The organism is Campylobacter sp. 2018MI01 (genome assembly GCF_018501205.1).
Taxonomy (GTDB): Bacteria; Campylobacterota; Campylobacteria; order Campylobacterales; family Campylobacteraceae; genus Campylobacter_E.
The window spans coordinates 1-15544 of sequence record NZ_JAHCZE010000039.1 but is presented as its reverse complement, the minus strand read 5'-3'; the positions used below and the strand labels follow the sequence as shown (position 1 = coordinate 15544).

Genomic DNA, 15544 nt, shown 5'->3' with positions numbered 1-15544 from the left:
TTGTTAATTTTTTCTATAGCACATTTTCCATAGCCTATTATTTCATAATCATTATCGTTTTCTTTGCTATTTTTTAAATGATTTGCCAAGTCTTCACATAAATTACTTGCTTCTATTTCATTTTTTGATGCAATAATTAATCTTAATAGTCTTTTGAATGGTGGATAATTAGTTCTAAAAAATTTCTCATCTTCTAAAAATTCATCATAATTTTGCAAGTATTTTTCAAAAAAATCTTTATTTTGAGTATTTATTAACACTTTAGCTTTTTTGCTTCTTCCTGCACGACCAGCTACTTGAATAGCAAGAGCAAGTGTATTTTCACGAGCTTTATAATCAGGGTAGAATAAATATTCATCAAGTCCTAAAATAGCACAAAATGTAACATTTCTATAATCGTGTCCTTTTGATATTAGTTGAGTTCCTACTAAAATATCTATATTTCCTAATTCAAATTCTTCTAGTATTTCTTTAAGTTTAGTTGCCGAACTTAATTCATCGCTATCTAATTTTGCAATATTTGCATTAGGTAAAGCCTTTTTTAATTCTTCGCATAATTGAGCTGTTCCTATTATTTTGCTTTCTAATATTTCGCTACCGCAATTATCACAGGTATTTTTTAAATACTCTTTTTTACCACAATAATGGCATTTATATGTTTTATTGTGTAAACTCATTGCCACAGAGCAATTAGGACAAACTTTTCTTGAATTACAATCCTTGCATACAACTTGACGATAATTACCACGCACTGGTAAAAATATCATACTTTGCTCTTTTTTATTTAAATTATCTTCTAATAAATCAAGTAAATTAGAGCTAGGTGTCTCAAGACTATCGTCAAAAAGAATTTCTTTTTCGCTTTGAAAATATGTGCCTTTTAATCTAAATTTATTTATATTTTGATTATAAAAACTTTGAAGACTTGGTGTTGCAGAGCCTAAAACGATTTTTGCATTTGTAATACTTGCTAGATAAATTGCCAAATCTCTTGCGTTATAACATGGATATTTTGAAGATTTATACGAATTATCGTGTTCTTCATCTACGATAATTAATCCTAAATTGCTAAAAGGTAAAAAAAGTGCTGACCTTGCACCAATTACTAAAGGCTTATTTCCTAATTCAAATTCTATTAAATCTTTTTGTTTTTTAGCCTTAGTAATTTTGCTATGCCAAGTAATGAATAAATCTTTAAAATATACTTTCATTCTTTTTTGCATTTGTGGAGTTAGACTGATTTCTGGCATTAAAAATAATGCTTGTTTTCCTTCATTAAGGCATTCTTGAATTAGTTTTGCATATATTTCAGTTTTTCCACTTCCTGTATCTCCAAAAACCAAATTCATTTTATTATTTTGTAAGCTATTTAGACACAAAAGTTGTTTTTCATTTAGTTGTAAATTTATATTTATATTTAAATTATTTTTAGTATTAGATATATTTTTGCTTAGTATAAAACTATCAAGACATAAAGATATATTAGCAGCGTAATATTTACTCATAAATTCTGCTAATTTCATTTGATTATCAGTTAGAAATTCATTGAAAATACTTATTATTTGTTTGGTGTTAAAAGTTGGCTTTTCACATTTATTCATAACAATTGCAAGACAATTTTTATTGTGTAATTTTACTTCAACCTTTGAAAATGGTTTAATTTCTTCATCACTTTCATAGGTTAAAGTTTCTAAATTATGTCCTAAAATCGCTACTTTATAATAATTCATCAAGAAGCTTTTTTGATACAAGGAATCATATTATTAATTGAATCAATTCTTTTACTATTACATTTATTACATACTGCTTCTACGCATATTAATTCTGATTTTATACTTCTATAAATAAATTTATAATATATATTAGAATTAAATGTGTATCTATATAGTTCCATTTTCTCATCTTTTATAAGATTACTATCTTTTTTTTCTTTATCTAAGTAATCTTGAAAATCTTTATCTGCTTGATAAGCTGAGTTATATAAATCAGTCCATGCAGAGTATGTTACATTGCTTGTAGCTGTTGTTCTTGCTAAAAAAAGCCAACCTTTATTCTCATCTCCTCTATCTAAGCCATCTTTAAATAAAGATGTAAAAATTTTAGTAGGTTCAATTGGTTTTCCAGAAGAATTTAAATTATCTAGATTATCATAGCTTGACACTTTCCCTACCATTACATTTTTTAGCAGTTGAGCGTTAATTTTTCCATTAATACCTTTTATTTCAGAATTTAAACTAGCTATATCAGATTTAAATTTTAAATCAAAAAAATTAGGTAAAGCTACAGCCGATAATATCCCGATAATAACTATCGCAAATATTAGCTCTATCATAGTAAAGGCTTTTTTATTTGCTTTCATATCCTGTTTCACCTATATCTTTACAAGGAAGAGCACAAGTTTTAGCTAAGCAAATCTGCTTATTTGCATCATTAAAATTATTTAAACATTTAAAAGTACCATCTTGTTTGTTGTATTGAAAAACATAGCCTTTTTTAGAATTGGTAGTATAAAATATAAAAGTCTGATTATTAATATCTTTATGTGCTTGTGTCCAAGCATCCCACATACCTTGTGTTGAACCTTTTTTTACTGGATTTTTAATTACTGCACCAAAAAATTCCTTAGCACCATTGCACGAAATCCCACTATCTTTAGAGGTATTTAAACATAAGCCTTCTGGATATTTTGAAGTGCCATCTGTATAAAGGCTATTTTGCTTATATTGTTCTATGCCTGAACGAATTAAAGCTAGTGTTTCTTTTAATTTTAATATTTGTGCATCATCACGACCTGCAAATAATTTAGGAATAGCAACGCCAGCCAATATACCAATAATCACTATTACAAATATAATTTCCATCATACTCATAGCTTTTTTCATCTTATTCTCCTATTATAGAGCAATCTTCTGCTTTCCAACCGCTTAAGACCTTGCTTTTATCACACTTAAAGCTTCCATCACTTGCATCGTATTTAAAAAATACTGCTGTATTTTCTTTAGGTTTTGTAACAAATAATAAATCATTGTTATTATTATCCCAGCCAACCGAATTTTTAGCTCTTCTATTAATTCCTTTTGCTACCTCATCAGCAAAAGCAGGAGCACCCTTACAAGGATAAGTTGTATCTATTGTGCTACTGGTAATAGAGCATAATATACTAGGATATTCTTTGAAGCCTTTTTCTACATAAGTATTTCCAGCGTAGGCTTCAATACCTTTTCTAATAGCTTCAACTTGCTCTTTTAATTGCACTATATGTGCTGTGTCTTTATTAGCCATCATTTTAGGAATTGCAATTCCTGCTAATATTCCTATAACAGCAATAGCAAAAATCATTTCTATCATACTAAATGCTTTTTTCATCTATTTTTCCTTTATTGTTAAGAATATTTATAATATTTATTAAATCTTCTTTTTGTCTTTGCAATTCTGATTTAAGATTTAAATTCTCTTCTTTAAGTTTTAAATTCTCTTCTTGTATTTTTTCAAATTCTTGCACTAATTGAAAGTGTGAGTAACTTTTTTTAAGATATAAATTAATAAATTGTGGTATTTCTATATTTTTTGTAGGGTTTTTTAGCTTATTTATATCATCATTTAAATAAGCTAAAAATTCTTTAGATGGAACATTAAAATTATAGCCCCTAGCTCCTAAGGTTATCGTAAATTTAGTTGTTGTTTCCAAGCACTTGCTCTATTGCTTTTAAGGTTTCTTCTTCAATTAGATTTTTATTTAATAACTCTTCTTCTAATTTACTGATTTCATATGATTGTGCTTCACATTTAGCTTTTGCTTGAGTTAATTCATTCATAAGTCTTTCGTTTTCGCTTACTAAATATTTATATTTTTCCATTAATTCTACTATTTTATTACTTAGTGTGCTTGTTATGTTATCGCTCATTTTGTTTATCCTTAATCAAATTTTAAAGCTGTGATTTTAATTATTTATAGTTAATATAATAATAAAAATTATTTTTTAGGATTAAAATGTTTGAGTTAATTAGTAATTATAAACCATCACCTGACCAAGCACAAGCAATAGAAAAAATTGTAAATGGTGTAAAAAACGGACAAAAATATCAAACTCTTTTAGGAGTTACAGGCTCGGGTAAAACCTTTACAATGGCAAATGTGATAAATAAACTTAAAATGCCTACTTTAATAATGAGCCATAACAAATCACTTTGTGCGCAATTATATAGCGAATTTAAAGGCTTTTTTGCGAATAATCATGTGGAGTATTTCATAAGTTATTATGATTATTATCAACCTGAAGCTTATATTCCTAGAACTGATACATTTATAGAAAAAGATAGCTCGGTTAATAATGATTTAGAAAGGCTTCGTTTAAGCTCAACTGCTTCGCTTTTAGCATACGATGATTGCGTTTGTATTGCAAGTGTAAGTGCTAATTATGGATTAGGAAATCCTGCTGAATATATTGACATGGTAGAGTTTTTTGAAGTAGGCAAATGTTATAAACAAAAAGAATTATTACTTCATTTAGTAGCTATGGGATATAGTAGAAATGATGCGTTTTTTGATAGGGGGAATTTCCGTGTAAATGGGGATATTATAGATATTTATCCAGCTTATTATGAAGATGATGCAATTCGCTTAGAATTTTTTGATGATGAATTAGAAAAAATTTATACTTTTAATACTTTTGATAATAAAAAAATAAAAGATTTAAATAAATTCACACTTTATGCTGCAAATCAATTTATAGTCGCTACTCCAACTCTTAAAAGAGCTTGTAGGGATATTAAAGATGAGCTTGATGAAAGATTAGAATACTTTAAAAAACAAGGCAAATTATTAGAAGCACAACGCTTAGAACAGCGAGTTGAATTTGATTTAGAAATGCTAGAAACTACAGGAATGACTAAAGGAATAGAAAATTATTCAAGACATTTAAGTGGGCTTAATGCAGGAGAAACTCCTTATACTTTATTTGATTATTTTAAAATAAAACAAAAGCCATTTTTAGTAATTGTAGATGAAAGCCATGTTAGTTTGCCACAATTTAGGGGAATGTTTGCAGGAGATAGAGCTAGAAAGGAAGTGCTAGTTGAATACGGCTTTAGATTGCCAAGCGCTTTAGATAATAGACCATTACAATTTGATGAATTTATTAATAAAGATTGCTTTTTTTTATTTGTGAGTGCAACCCCTGCTGAATTAGAGCTTGAGCTTAGTGGAGAGTGTGTTTATCAGCAAATTATGCGTCCAACAGGACTGCTTGACCCTGAAATTAGCATAATTGATAGCGAAAACCAAATAGAGCATTTATATGATGAGATTAAAAAGGTGATTGCTAGAAATGAGCGTGTATTAATCACAACACTTACAAAAAAAATGGCAGAAGAATTGCAAAGATACTACACAGAATTAGGTATCAAATGTAAATATATGCATTCAGATATTGATGCAATTGAGCGAAATGAATTAATAATTTCTCTTAGAAATGCAGATTTTGATGTGCTAATTGGAATTAACTTGCTTCGTGAAGGACTTGACTTACCTGAAGTTAGTCTTATAGCTATTTTAGACGCTGATAAGGAAGGCTTTTTACGCTCAACTACGAGTTTAATTCAAACAATGGGAAGAGCAGCTAGAAATGTCAATGGAAAAGTAATTTTATATGCTAAAAAAATCACAAAATCAATGCAAGAAGCAATAGATATTACGAGTGAGCGAAGAAGCTTGCAACAAGCTTATAATAAATTGCACGGAATTACTCCAAGAAGTGTTGAGCGAAAATTAGAAAAGACTTTAAAACAAAACGAAGATAATGTTTCTATAAAAAAATCAAAAATAGAAAAAATGCCAGCAAATGAGCGGGCTAAATTAGTAAATGAATTAAGAGAAAAAATGCACCTAGCAGCAAAAGAGCTTGATTTTGAACAAGCAGCATTTTATAGAGATGAGATTAAAAAACTAAGAAGTATTTAAAATTTTAAAATTAATAATTATTATTAATATTTTTTATTTAAAATATTAGTTCTTATTATCATTATTAAGGAGAACTAATGTTTAAAGGCTTATTAAAAAGCTTAGTTGTGGCGAGTGTTTTATGTGTTGGTGCTAATGCTAAAGTAGAAGTAATTAAAGATGTTTTAGATAGAGAAGTTAAGGTTGATTTGCCTGCTAAAAGAATAGTTCTTGGATTTTACTATACTGACTTTTTAGCAGTAGGTGGTAAGGACGCTTTAAAAAATGTAGTAGGATTTTCTAAGGAAGTTTGGACTGGTTGGACTCCTGCTAGCTGGGACGCTTATATTAAAGTCTTACCGGAGTTAAATAATATAGCTGATGTTGGAGAAGTTGAGCTAAGTACATTTTCGGTTGAAAAGGTATTATCTTTAAAACCTGATTTATTAGTATTAGCTGATTGGCAATATGAGATGATAAAAGACCAGCTTGAACCAATTAATAAAGCAAATATTCCTATTGTAATACTTGATTACAACCGCGAAAGTGTTGAAAGACACATAAGAAGCACCGAAGTTATAGGAAAAATTACAAATAACGAAGCAAGAGCAAATGAGCTTATAAGTTTTTATAAAGGCATAATTGATGATGTGCAAGAAAGAATTAAAAAAGCAAATCTTAAAAAGCCAAAAATTTATATAGAATTTGGAAATCTTGGTCCAAAAGAGCATAGTTATACTTTTGGTAAAGATATGTGGGGTGCTTTAATTGACCTTGCAGGTGGGGATAATATAGCAGCACCACTTGTAGAAAAATGGATGCCAATTCATCCTGAAGAAGTTTTAGCAAGTAAGCCTGATGTAATAATAATTGCTGGTCGTGAAACTGAACTTAAGAAAAATCCAGAAGCTATGGTAATGGGTATTGGAATTAATGAAGAAGAAGCAAATAAAAGGCTAAATGGTTTTAAAACTAGAGCAGGTTGGGATAGTTTGCCAGCTATAAAAGATAATAGACTTTTTGCAGTATATCAAGGAGCTAGTAGAACACTAGTTGATGCTTCTATGGTGCAATTTATTGCTAAAGCTTTATATCCTGATTTATTCAAAGATATAGACCCTATTAAAACTTATATTGATTATCACAAAAAATATCTTCCGATAATTCCAACAGGTTCTTTTGGTATCCAAGCTAAGTGATAAAAGATGAATTTAAGTAAAGAAATAATCGCTCATAGAAAATATGAGCGAAAAAAATTTGTAATTATTGTATTTTTTATATTTTTGGGTATTTTAGGTTTTGTGTGTGATATAGCTGTAGGTCCATCTATGATAAGTCCTATTGAAGTTGTAAAATCAATTTTAAAAGCGTTTTTTATTGATATTGAAGTTGATAATACATCTTATATAATCACACATTCATTAAGATTGCCTATGGCTGTTATGGCTTTAGTTGTGGGTGCTGCTTTAGGTTATGGTGGAGCATTAATTCAAACTTTACTTAACAATCCTATGGCAAGTCCATATACTTTAGGACTAGCTGCTGCGGCTGGTTTTGGAGCTTCACTTGTGATTGCATTTGGATTTGCAGGAATTAGTCTTTATTTTGCTGTTCCACTTGGTGCATTTACTATGACTATGATTTGTTCTAGTGTTTTGTTTTTGTTCGCAAAATCAAGAGCTTTTAGTTCTGAAATGTTAATTTTAGTAGGTATTGCGCTTTTGTTTTTATTTCAATCATTGTTATCTTTAGTGCAATACATAAGTGCGCCTGAAATTTCTCAACAAATTGTTTTTTGGCTTTTTGGCTCACTTCAAAAATCAAATTGGACTAATGTAATTATAGTTGGAGTGGTTACGATTATTTGTGTTATTTTACTTATAAAGGATAGTTGGGCGTTGTGTGCTTTTAGACTAGGTGAAAATAGGGCTGAAGTTTTGGGCGTTAATTTATCTTATCTTAGATTTAAAGCATTGCTAATTGTATCAATTATGAGTGCAACGGCTATTTCTTTTGTAGGAGTTATTGGATTTATTGGGCTTGTATCTCCTTATATAGCTAGAATGCTTGTAGGAGAAGACCAAAGATTTTATATGCTTACATCCATGTTAATTGGTGCTGTATTTTTAAGTTTTTCTTCTGTGATTTCAAAGATTATAGTAATAGGGACTTTATTTCCTATTGGAATTGTTACTTCTTTTGTTGGAGTGCCATTTTTCTTTTTTATAGTATATAGTAGGAGAAGGGTATGCTAATCTTAAAAGATGTAAATGTTAAAAGAGCTAATAATTTAATATTAGATAAAATCAATTTAGAATTTGAAAATGGAAAAATATATGCAATAATAGGTGCAAATGGTGCTGGTAAAAGTTCGCTTTTAGATGCAATTTTTGGCAGAGTAAAAGCAGATGGAAAAATTAGTTTAGATGATTTTATTTTAAATAAAAAAACTTATAAATCTTGGCAAAACAATATTGCTTATATGTTGCAAGATTTTAATTCTAATGCAAATCTTAGTGCTTTAGAAGTAGTTTTGCTTGGAAAATTAAAAAAATTAGGGCTTTTTATAAAAGATGAAGAATTAGAATTTGCATTGAATATAATGAAGGGTTTAAATATTAATCATTTAGCTAATAAAAATATAAACGCACTTTCAGGCGGACAAAGGCAGATGATAAGTTTTGCTCAAGTGTTAGCAAAAGAGCCAAAAGTATTATTACTTGATGAGCCTGTGAGTGCTTTAGATTTGCATTATCAATGCTTATTGCTTGAAGCTTTAAAGGAGCAAACCTATACTAAAAACTTAATTAGTATTGTTGTTTTGCACGATTTAAATTTAGCTTCAAGGTTTTGCGATGAGCTTATAGTTTTACATAAAAATTTAGTTTATCAAAAAGGTTTAGCAAATGACATTATCACAAAGCAAATGTTAAAAGATTTATATGATGTAAATGTAAATGTTTTAGCTGATGAAAATAAGCCTTTAATATCACTTTTAGGAACAAAATGAAAATTTATATAGCAATGCAAGATATTTATAAAGAAGGTTCTATAGGTCTTAGAATACTTAAAAATGAGTTTTTGAGCTTGGGTTTTGAGTGTGAGTTTTTTGTGTGGCAAGAGTATGAGAATTTAAAAGATTGTGTTATTTTGCCACTTGGTGTTTGGGATTATTCTCTTAAAGTAGATGAGTTTTTGAGATTTTTAGATTTTTGTGAGTTAAATAATATTATTTTGATAAATAATACAAAATTAATTAGAAAAAACTTAGATAAATCATATTTACTAGATATAAAAGACGCTGTAAAATCTAATATTGTAGATATTAAAGATATAAAATTAAAGCCAAATCAAATCATAAAACCCTTAATAGGTCAAAGCGGAAATGGTGTAGCAAGGTTTAATGATGATATTAATTTACAATTTTATAAAGATAAAGCCTTAATTCAAGAATACATTAATCACGATAGCGAAGCTTGTTTGGTATTTTTTGAAGGGGCATATCAATATAGTATTTTAAGAACTAAAAATAATGATTTTAGAGCAAACTATAATTATGGTGTAAAAATAGATGATTTTAATCCAAGTGATGAGCTTATATCTTTAGCTAGCAAATATATTCCAAAAGATAGCTTTTATGCAAGGTGTGATATATTTTTGGCTGATAGGTTTTATATAAATGAAATTGAATGTATTGAACCTGCTTTGTATTTTGATAAAAAGCCAGAGTTTGCAAGTATTTTTGCAAATAAAATGAAAAAATATTTAAATTCCTTAAAATTTTAAGGAATTTGATTTTAAGAATTTTCTAGATATTTTTTACTAACTTCTGCATATTCTAAAGCTTGGTTTTTAATAGCTTTTATTTCTTCATTGCTTAATTCTCTAACAACTTTTGCAGGACTTCCTTGAATTAATGAATTTGGTGGAAAAACTTTATTTTTAGTTACTAATGAATTTGCACCTATTATTGAGTTTTCATTAATAACCGCCCCATCCATAATCACACTTCCCATTCCTACTAATACATTAGAATTTATCGTGCAAGCGTGGATTATAGAGTTATGTCCTATAGTTACATAATCTTTTATTATACAAGGTGTTTTAGGGCTAATCTCAACTCCTAGTTCATCATATAAAGCTCTTGCTACATGAATTGTAGAATTATCTTGGATATTTGTGTATTTTCCTATTTTTATATTAGCTACATCTGCACGAATAACTGCATTAAACCATATTGATGAATATTCATCAATTGTAGTATCTCCAATGATTTTAGCTCCATTTGCTACAAAAACTGATTTATTTAAATTAGGATAAAAACTATCGTATTTAACTAACATTTGCTTTCCTTAATAATAATTTTTATTATATGATATAAAAAAGGAGAAAATATGAAGAAAATATTAGTTGTATTTTTATTAAATATAATACTTTTTGCTGATTCTATTACTCAACATAAGGCTGATAAAATTCAAGATTCAAGACTATTTGTTCAATCACACGATGGAAAATTATTTTGTCTTAGCCCTAAGTTAGCTGATGGAAGATTGCTAGTAGGTATGCAAGATTGTAAGAACTCAAGTATCACAAGATATGATGTATATAAAAGACTTGCTTTTAGATATAATGATAGCTGGGTTTGTGCGTCGCTTGGGGATAGAATGAAAAATGGCAAGATGGGGAGTGATTATGTAGAACTTCGCCCTTGTGTATTAAACGATAAATCTCAATGGTTTGATATTAATAACGATGCTTTTAGCTTAAAAGCATTTTCAAATATGAAAATTACAGAAAAAAACTTTTTATTGGTGGCTACTAAAAATAATTTTGGTAATAAAATAAAAATTTTTGAAGGCGTTATGAAAGAATGGCTTGAAGCTATTGCGCCACCTGTAAATTACGCTTTAAAAACACCAATATATTTTTATGTAGAAAATAGAACAAGTGGAGTTAGAACTAAGTATTATTTGGGTAAAAATAATGCAAATAAAACCAATCCAACTAATTTTTATTATGATTTTAGTTCAGGTAAAATTGCTTTATATAACAATGGTAATTTTGAATGTTTAAAGACTAATTTATCTAATTTAAATGCTAGTTATTTAAGGTTCGAGAAATGTAATTTTGAAGATAGAGAGAATGATTTTTATTGGAATTTAAATTTATTTGATGGTTCTTTTATTTTTGATGGTAAAAATAATATTTTAGAAGTTGCAAGGGGCAGTGATTTAGGTAAATTATTCGTAGTTACAAAAGATTATTATAAAATTAATCTTGCGGGAAGTTCTTTAAAGAATACTCAATTTTTCTTTGATAGTAGTGTGTATGATTTATGGAATTTCAACTATAGAAATGCTGGATTTAATTCGCACAAATGTGGAAATGAAAGAAGAGTAAAAAGAGATTTAAATTTCTTTAACTTAGCTAATTTTAATGTTTTAGATGAGAATTGGATAAGAAGACTTTATGCGATAACAAGAACAAGTGATAGTAGTAATGATGCTAGTGGAATTTGTGGAATTTGTATGCTACAAACTTTTGAAATAGTATCTTTATTAACTCAAGTATATCCATATAATCCTGAACTAGAAAATAATAATCAAGGTTATTTATTTGATTATAGCGATCATAGAAGTCCTTTTGTGTCTTTTCAAAGAAGAAATCCAGCATTATATAATCTAATGCAAGGAGCTTTTAACTTTTGGGGAAATGAGTTGGTTTTTGGAGAGCCAATTTATCATAGAGGAGTTAGGGCGATTTGGGCTTTAACTAGAAATATATTGCCAAGATTTGATTGGAGTTTAAGTTCAGTTTATACTGGAGATGATATTGGTAGAGAATTAATAAGACTTACTCGTTCTCCTGCTGGTTCTTTATATATAGCTTTAGTAAGCCTTAGCAATGGTAGAGCTCACGCTATTCCTATAGTTATTACAAATCACGGGGTTGTAGTAATTCCAACAAATAATGAAAATATAAGCGAAGCAGAATATTTAGAATTAGTAAGACCTGCTAATAATTTAAGAAGCTTAGAGCTTTCTGTTACGGCAAATGGAAGATATCAAATAGAGGCATTAACTTTAATTGGTTTAGTTGGAAATAGAGATAATGTATTAGGAGAATACTTAAATCAGTTTGATTGCACTGGAGATGGTAGTTTTAGAAGGGGTAATGGTAATTTCTTAAATCCAAATAATGCAAATACTTGCAATAATGGAAGATGTGAATTAATGGAAATTGATTTTATGTTTAGCAATTAAGCTAAACATAATCTCTTGGCTTTTTTAAAGACGGGATAAAAAATTGTATTTTATTTTTCAATAATTTAAAATATTTACTAATTTTTGAGCGTTTTTTATTTGTAAAATTTTCTTGTGTTGAAGAAGTATTAATAATTCCTAATTTGATTAAAATTGGATAAATTGCATATAAATTGATAAATGTTTCATTACTTGTATATAAATCAGCTGGTAAGTGAAATTTATTCATTGCTTTAAATAATTTTTGTGCTCCATTATTAGTTATATAATATCCATATGCACCATTTCCTCTTCCTACTAATCTTTTTAAATTCCAATTTAAAATTTTTTTATTAAATCTTAATGAAAATGGACTTTCAATTCTAAAACCATCATCGCTATAAATTTGCCTTTGATGACCTAATAATAAAAGTTCTAAATCTTTAGGAAATTCATTTTTATATTTTAAAAATTCTAATAAATTTTCATCAAATACTGCATCATCTTCTAAAATAATTGCATCTTCTAGATTTTGCTCTATAATTTTTTGATAACACAATCTATGACTCATAGCGCAGCCTATTTCTCCAAGGCTTAAAGTTCTTTTGAATAATTTTAATTGTTCTTCTTTAGGATAGGTATTTTTTTTTATTTCATCTTCACTCAATGCTTTGCCATATATAGCTTTAATTATTTCATAATTAAGCCCTAAGCTTTCGCAAAGGGCTGTTATTTTTTGTCTTTTTTCTATATCTTGTTCAAGATTAATTATAAAGAATTTCAAGCAAATACGCCTTTTTGTGGCCCACTTTTACCACAACAATCTTTATATTTCTTACCACTACCACAAGCACAAGGTTCATTTCTTGATTGCTTTTTGATAGGTTTTTCAATTTCTTGAATTTCTTCATTAGTTTCAGGCATTCTTAGTTGAATTATTAGTAATACTTTTATACTTTCACTTTTAATTCTTTCAACTAGCTCCATAAATAAATTATAACTTTCTCTTTTATATTCTACTAATGGGTCTTTTTGATTATATCCACGAAGACCAATACCTGTTTTTAAAATATCCATTTGATATAAATGCTCTCTCCAAGCACCATCTAAAACTTGTAGATATAATAATTTTTCAATTCTTTCCTTTTCACTATCAGGAACTATGCTAAATTTAACTTTTAACATAGTAGTTATTGCATCAATAATAACACTTCTGCTTTCTTCTGTGTTTAAAGTTTTTAATAATTCTAAATCTAGCTCTAAATTAATTTCATTTTTGAATAATTCAACTAAATTTTCAGCACTTAAATCATTTAAGTTATGAATTAAATAATCCACATATTCAGCTATATTTTGCTCAACTTTTGTCTCAATATCATAATTTGTATCTAGCAATTCATTTCTATATTTATATATAGTTTTTCTTTGTTCGTTTGCTACATCATCATATTCAAGTATATGTTTTCTACTTTCAAAATGAAGATTTTCTACCTTTTTTTGAGCACTTGCTACTGCACGAGTTACAAGTGAGCTTTCTATGCTTTCACCTTCAGCGATTTTTAATCTAGTAAAAATTGCTTTTAGCTTATCTCCACCAAAAATTCTTAATAAATTATCTTCAAGACTTAAATAAAATCTACTAACACCAGGATCACCTTGTCTTCCAGCACGACCACGCAATTGATTGTCAATTCTACGGCTTTCGTGTCTTTCAGTTCCTATTATATATAAGCCACCTAATTCTCTAATTTCATCAGTAATTTTTATATCAACACCACGACCAGCCATATTAGTTGCAATAGTAACTGCTCCTTTTTTACCTGCATCTTTGATTATTTCAGCTTCGTGAGCGTGATTTTTAGCATTTAATACATTGTGAGCTATTTTTGCCTTTTTTAAATACTCGTGTAAAAGCTCGCTTTTTTCAATACTTGCAGTTCCAACTAATACAGGTTGTCCTTTTGCGTTAGCTTTTTTTATTTCATCAACTACAGCTTTAAATTTCTCATCTTGAGTTTTATAAATTAAATCATCTAAATCTTTTCTAATTACAGGCACATTAGTTGGGATTGTAATTACATCAAGGTTGTATATTTGAGAAAACTCAGTTGCTTCAGTTTGTGCTGTTCCTGTCATACCAGCAAGTTTTTCATACATTCTAAAATAATTTTGGTAGGTAATATCTGCTAAAGTTTGACTTTCTTCTTGGATTTTAACTCCTTCTTTAGCTTCAAGTGCTTGATGTAAGCCTTCGCTAAAGCGTCTTCCTTCGCTAATACGACCTGTGAATTCATCTACAATCATTACTTCGCCATCTTTAACAACATAATGAGTATCTTTTAAAAATAAATTATTAGCCTTTAAAGCTTGGTCTAATTGATGAGCTAAAATAGCATTATCAAGACTATATAAATTATCAACTCCAAATAGTTTTTCTGCTTTTGAAATTCCTTGCTCTGTAATTAAAATAGTTCTATTTTTCTCATCTGCTATAAAATCTCCACTAGGTTTTTCTTTAGGATCATCTGGTGCAACTCCGCGAACCATTTGCTTAGCTACTTCATTAGCTCTTATATAGCCATCTAATGTTCTATTGGTTGGCCCTGAAATTATCAATGGAGTTCTAGCTTCATCTATTAAAATACTATCAACTTCATCAACTATTACAAAATAATGTCCCCTTTGAACTTTATCTTCAGCATCAAAGCACATATTATCTCTTAAATAATCAAAACCAAATTCACTATTAGTTCCATAAACAATATCACACGCATAAACAGCTTTTCTATTTCTATGGTCGTTTCCTACTAAAATACCAACACTAAAACCAAGAAAATTATATATAGCACTCATCTCATTAGCATCTCTTGCTGCTAGATAATCATTTGTTGTTACTACATGAACGCCTTTTTTTGTCATTGCGTTTAATACCACAGGTAAGGTTGCTACTAAGGTTTTTCCTTCTCCTGTTTTCATTTCTGCTATGCTTTTATCATTTAAAACCATACCGCCTATTAATTGCACATCATAATGTCTCATTCCAAGCGTTCTTTTGCTAACTTCTCTTACTATTGCAAATACATCTTCTAAAACTAAATCTAAATTATTATTGTCTTCAAGCACTTTATTTTGTAGGTTTTGAAATTCGCTTTTAATTTCTTCATCATTTAATTTTTGATATTTTTCTTCTAAAGAATTTATTTTTAATACTCTTTTTTTGTAGGCTTTAAGAAGTCTATCATTACGAGTTCCAAATATACATTTTGCTATACTTTTAAACATTTAAATTTACCTCTTGGTTTTGATTTTTGAATATAATTATATTTGTTAAAATAAATAAAAGGATATTTAAAAGGTATTTAAA

15 protein-coding genes are annotated in these 15544 nt (G+C 28.4%); 6 read left to right on the top strand and 9 right to left on the bottom strand.

Annotated features, from left to right (window positions below):
* The 6 genes from priA to KJQ97_RS06655 form a co-directional block, all read right to left on the bottom strand.
* Positions 1-1730, bottom strand: a 1730-nt coding sequence (priA, locus tag KJQ97_RS06680) for a replication restart helicase PriA (RefSeq protein WP_214120349.1), incomplete at its 3' end; no start/stop codon positions are given.
* Positions 1730-2359 carry a type II secretion system protein gene (locus KJQ97_RS06675; RefSeq protein WP_214120348.1) on the bottom strand — a complete coding sequence of 210 codons (630 nt, stop codon included), beginning with the start codon at positions 2357-2359 and terminating at the stop codon, positions 1730-1732. The genes priA and KJQ97_RS06675, both read right to left, overlap by 1 nt.
* Positions 2346-2882: a prepilin-type N-terminal cleavage/methylation domain-containing protein gene (locus tag KJQ97_RS06670; protein ID WP_214120347.1), complete on the bottom strand. Its 537-nt coding sequence runs from the start codon at positions 2880-2882 to the stop codon at positions 2346-2348. Before KJQ97_RS06670 ends, KJQ97_RS06675 begins: the two co-directional genes overlap by 14 nt.
* 1 nt (position 2883) lies before the next feature.
* Positions 2884-3366, bottom strand: coding sequence for a type II secretion system protein (locus KJQ97_RS06665; RefSeq protein WP_214120346.1), 483 nt, complete (start codon positions 3364-3366; stop codon positions 2884-2886).
* Positions 3350-3688, bottom strand: a complete 339-nt coding sequence (locus KJQ97_RS06660; protein ID WP_214120345.1) for a hypothetical protein — start codon at positions 3686-3688, stop codon at positions 3350-3352. The genes KJQ97_RS06665 and KJQ97_RS06660 overlap by 17 nt, the downstream gene beginning before the upstream one ends.
* Positions 3672-3905, bottom strand: coding sequence for a hypothetical protein (locus tag KJQ97_RS06655; RefSeq protein ID WP_214118384.1), 234 nt, complete (start codon positions 3903-3905; stop codon positions 3672-3674). The genes KJQ97_RS06660 and KJQ97_RS06655 overlap by 17 nt, the downstream gene beginning before the upstream one ends.
* Before the next feature lie 86 nt (positions 3906-3991).
* Between KJQ97_RS06655 and uvrB the strand changes: the two genes are divergently transcribed.
* The 5 genes from uvrB (at position 3992) to KJQ97_RS06630 (ending at position 9724) form a co-directional block, all read left to right on the top strand.
* Positions 3992-5959, top strand: coding sequence for an excinuclease ABC subunit UvrB (gene uvrB / locus KJQ97_RS06650; RefSeq protein WP_214120344.1), 1968 nt, complete (start codon positions 3992-3994; stop codon positions 5957-5959).
* Between the two features lie 77 nt (positions 5960-6036).
* A complete protein-coding gene (locus tag KJQ97_RS06645; RefSeq protein ID WP_214120343.1) occupies positions 6037-7137 on the top strand; it encodes an ABC transporter substrate-binding protein in 1101 nt (366 codons plus the stop codon).
* 6 nt (positions 7138-7143) lie between these two features.
* Positions 7144-8193, top strand: a complete 1050-nt coding sequence (locus KJQ97_RS06640) for a FecCD family ABC transporter permease (RefSeq protein WP_214120342.1) — start codon at positions 7144-7146, stop codon at positions 8191-8193.
* On the top strand, positions 8187-8948 hold the full coding sequence (locus KJQ97_RS06635; RefSeq protein WP_214120341.1) for an ABC transporter ATP-binding protein: 762 nt from the start codon (positions 8187-8189) through the stop codon (positions 8946-8948). The genes KJQ97_RS06640 and KJQ97_RS06635 overlap by 7 nt, the downstream gene beginning before the upstream one ends.
* On the top strand, positions 8945-9724 hold the full coding sequence (locus KJQ97_RS06630) for an ATP-grasp domain-containing protein (protein WP_214120340.1): 780 nt from the start codon (positions 8945-8947) through the stop codon (positions 9722-9724). The genes KJQ97_RS06635 and KJQ97_RS06630 overlap by 4 nt, the downstream gene beginning before the upstream one ends.
* Positions 9725-9735: 11 nt before the next feature.
* Here KJQ97_RS06630 and KJQ97_RS06625 read toward each other — a convergent pair whose 3' ends face one another.
* Positions 9736-10281 carry a gamma carbonic anhydrase family protein gene (locus KJQ97_RS06625; RefSeq protein ID WP_214120339.1) on the bottom strand — a complete coding sequence of 182 codons (546 nt, stop codon included), beginning with the start codon at positions 10279-10281 and terminating at the stop codon, positions 9736-9738.
* A 51-nt stretch (positions 10282-10332) separates the two neighbouring features.
* On the opposite strand from KJQ97_RS06625, the gene KJQ97_RS06620 reads away from it, so the two are divergent.
* Complete coding sequence (locus KJQ97_RS06620; RefSeq protein WP_214120338.1) at positions 10333-12201, top strand: DUF1561 family protein; 1869 nt, start codon at positions 10333-10335, stop codon at positions 12199-12201.
* 1 nt (position 12202) lies between these two features.
* On the opposite strand, the gene KJQ97_RS06615 is transcribed toward KJQ97_RS06620, so the two are convergent.
* Both KJQ97_RS06615 and secA read right to left on the bottom strand, forming a co-directional pair.
* Positions 12203-12964: a glycosyltransferase family 25 protein gene (locus KJQ97_RS06615; RefSeq protein WP_214120337.1), complete on the bottom strand. Its 762-nt coding sequence runs from the start codon at positions 12962-12964 to the stop codon at positions 12203-12205.
* On the bottom strand, positions 12961-15462 hold the full coding sequence (gene secA, locus KJQ97_RS06610) for a preprotein translocase subunit SecA (protein ID WP_214120336.1): 2502 nt from the start codon (positions 15460-15462) through the stop codon (positions 12961-12963). The genes KJQ97_RS06615 and secA overlap by 4 nt, the downstream gene beginning before the upstream one ends.
* Between the last annotated feature and the right edge of the window lie 82 nt (positions 15463-15544).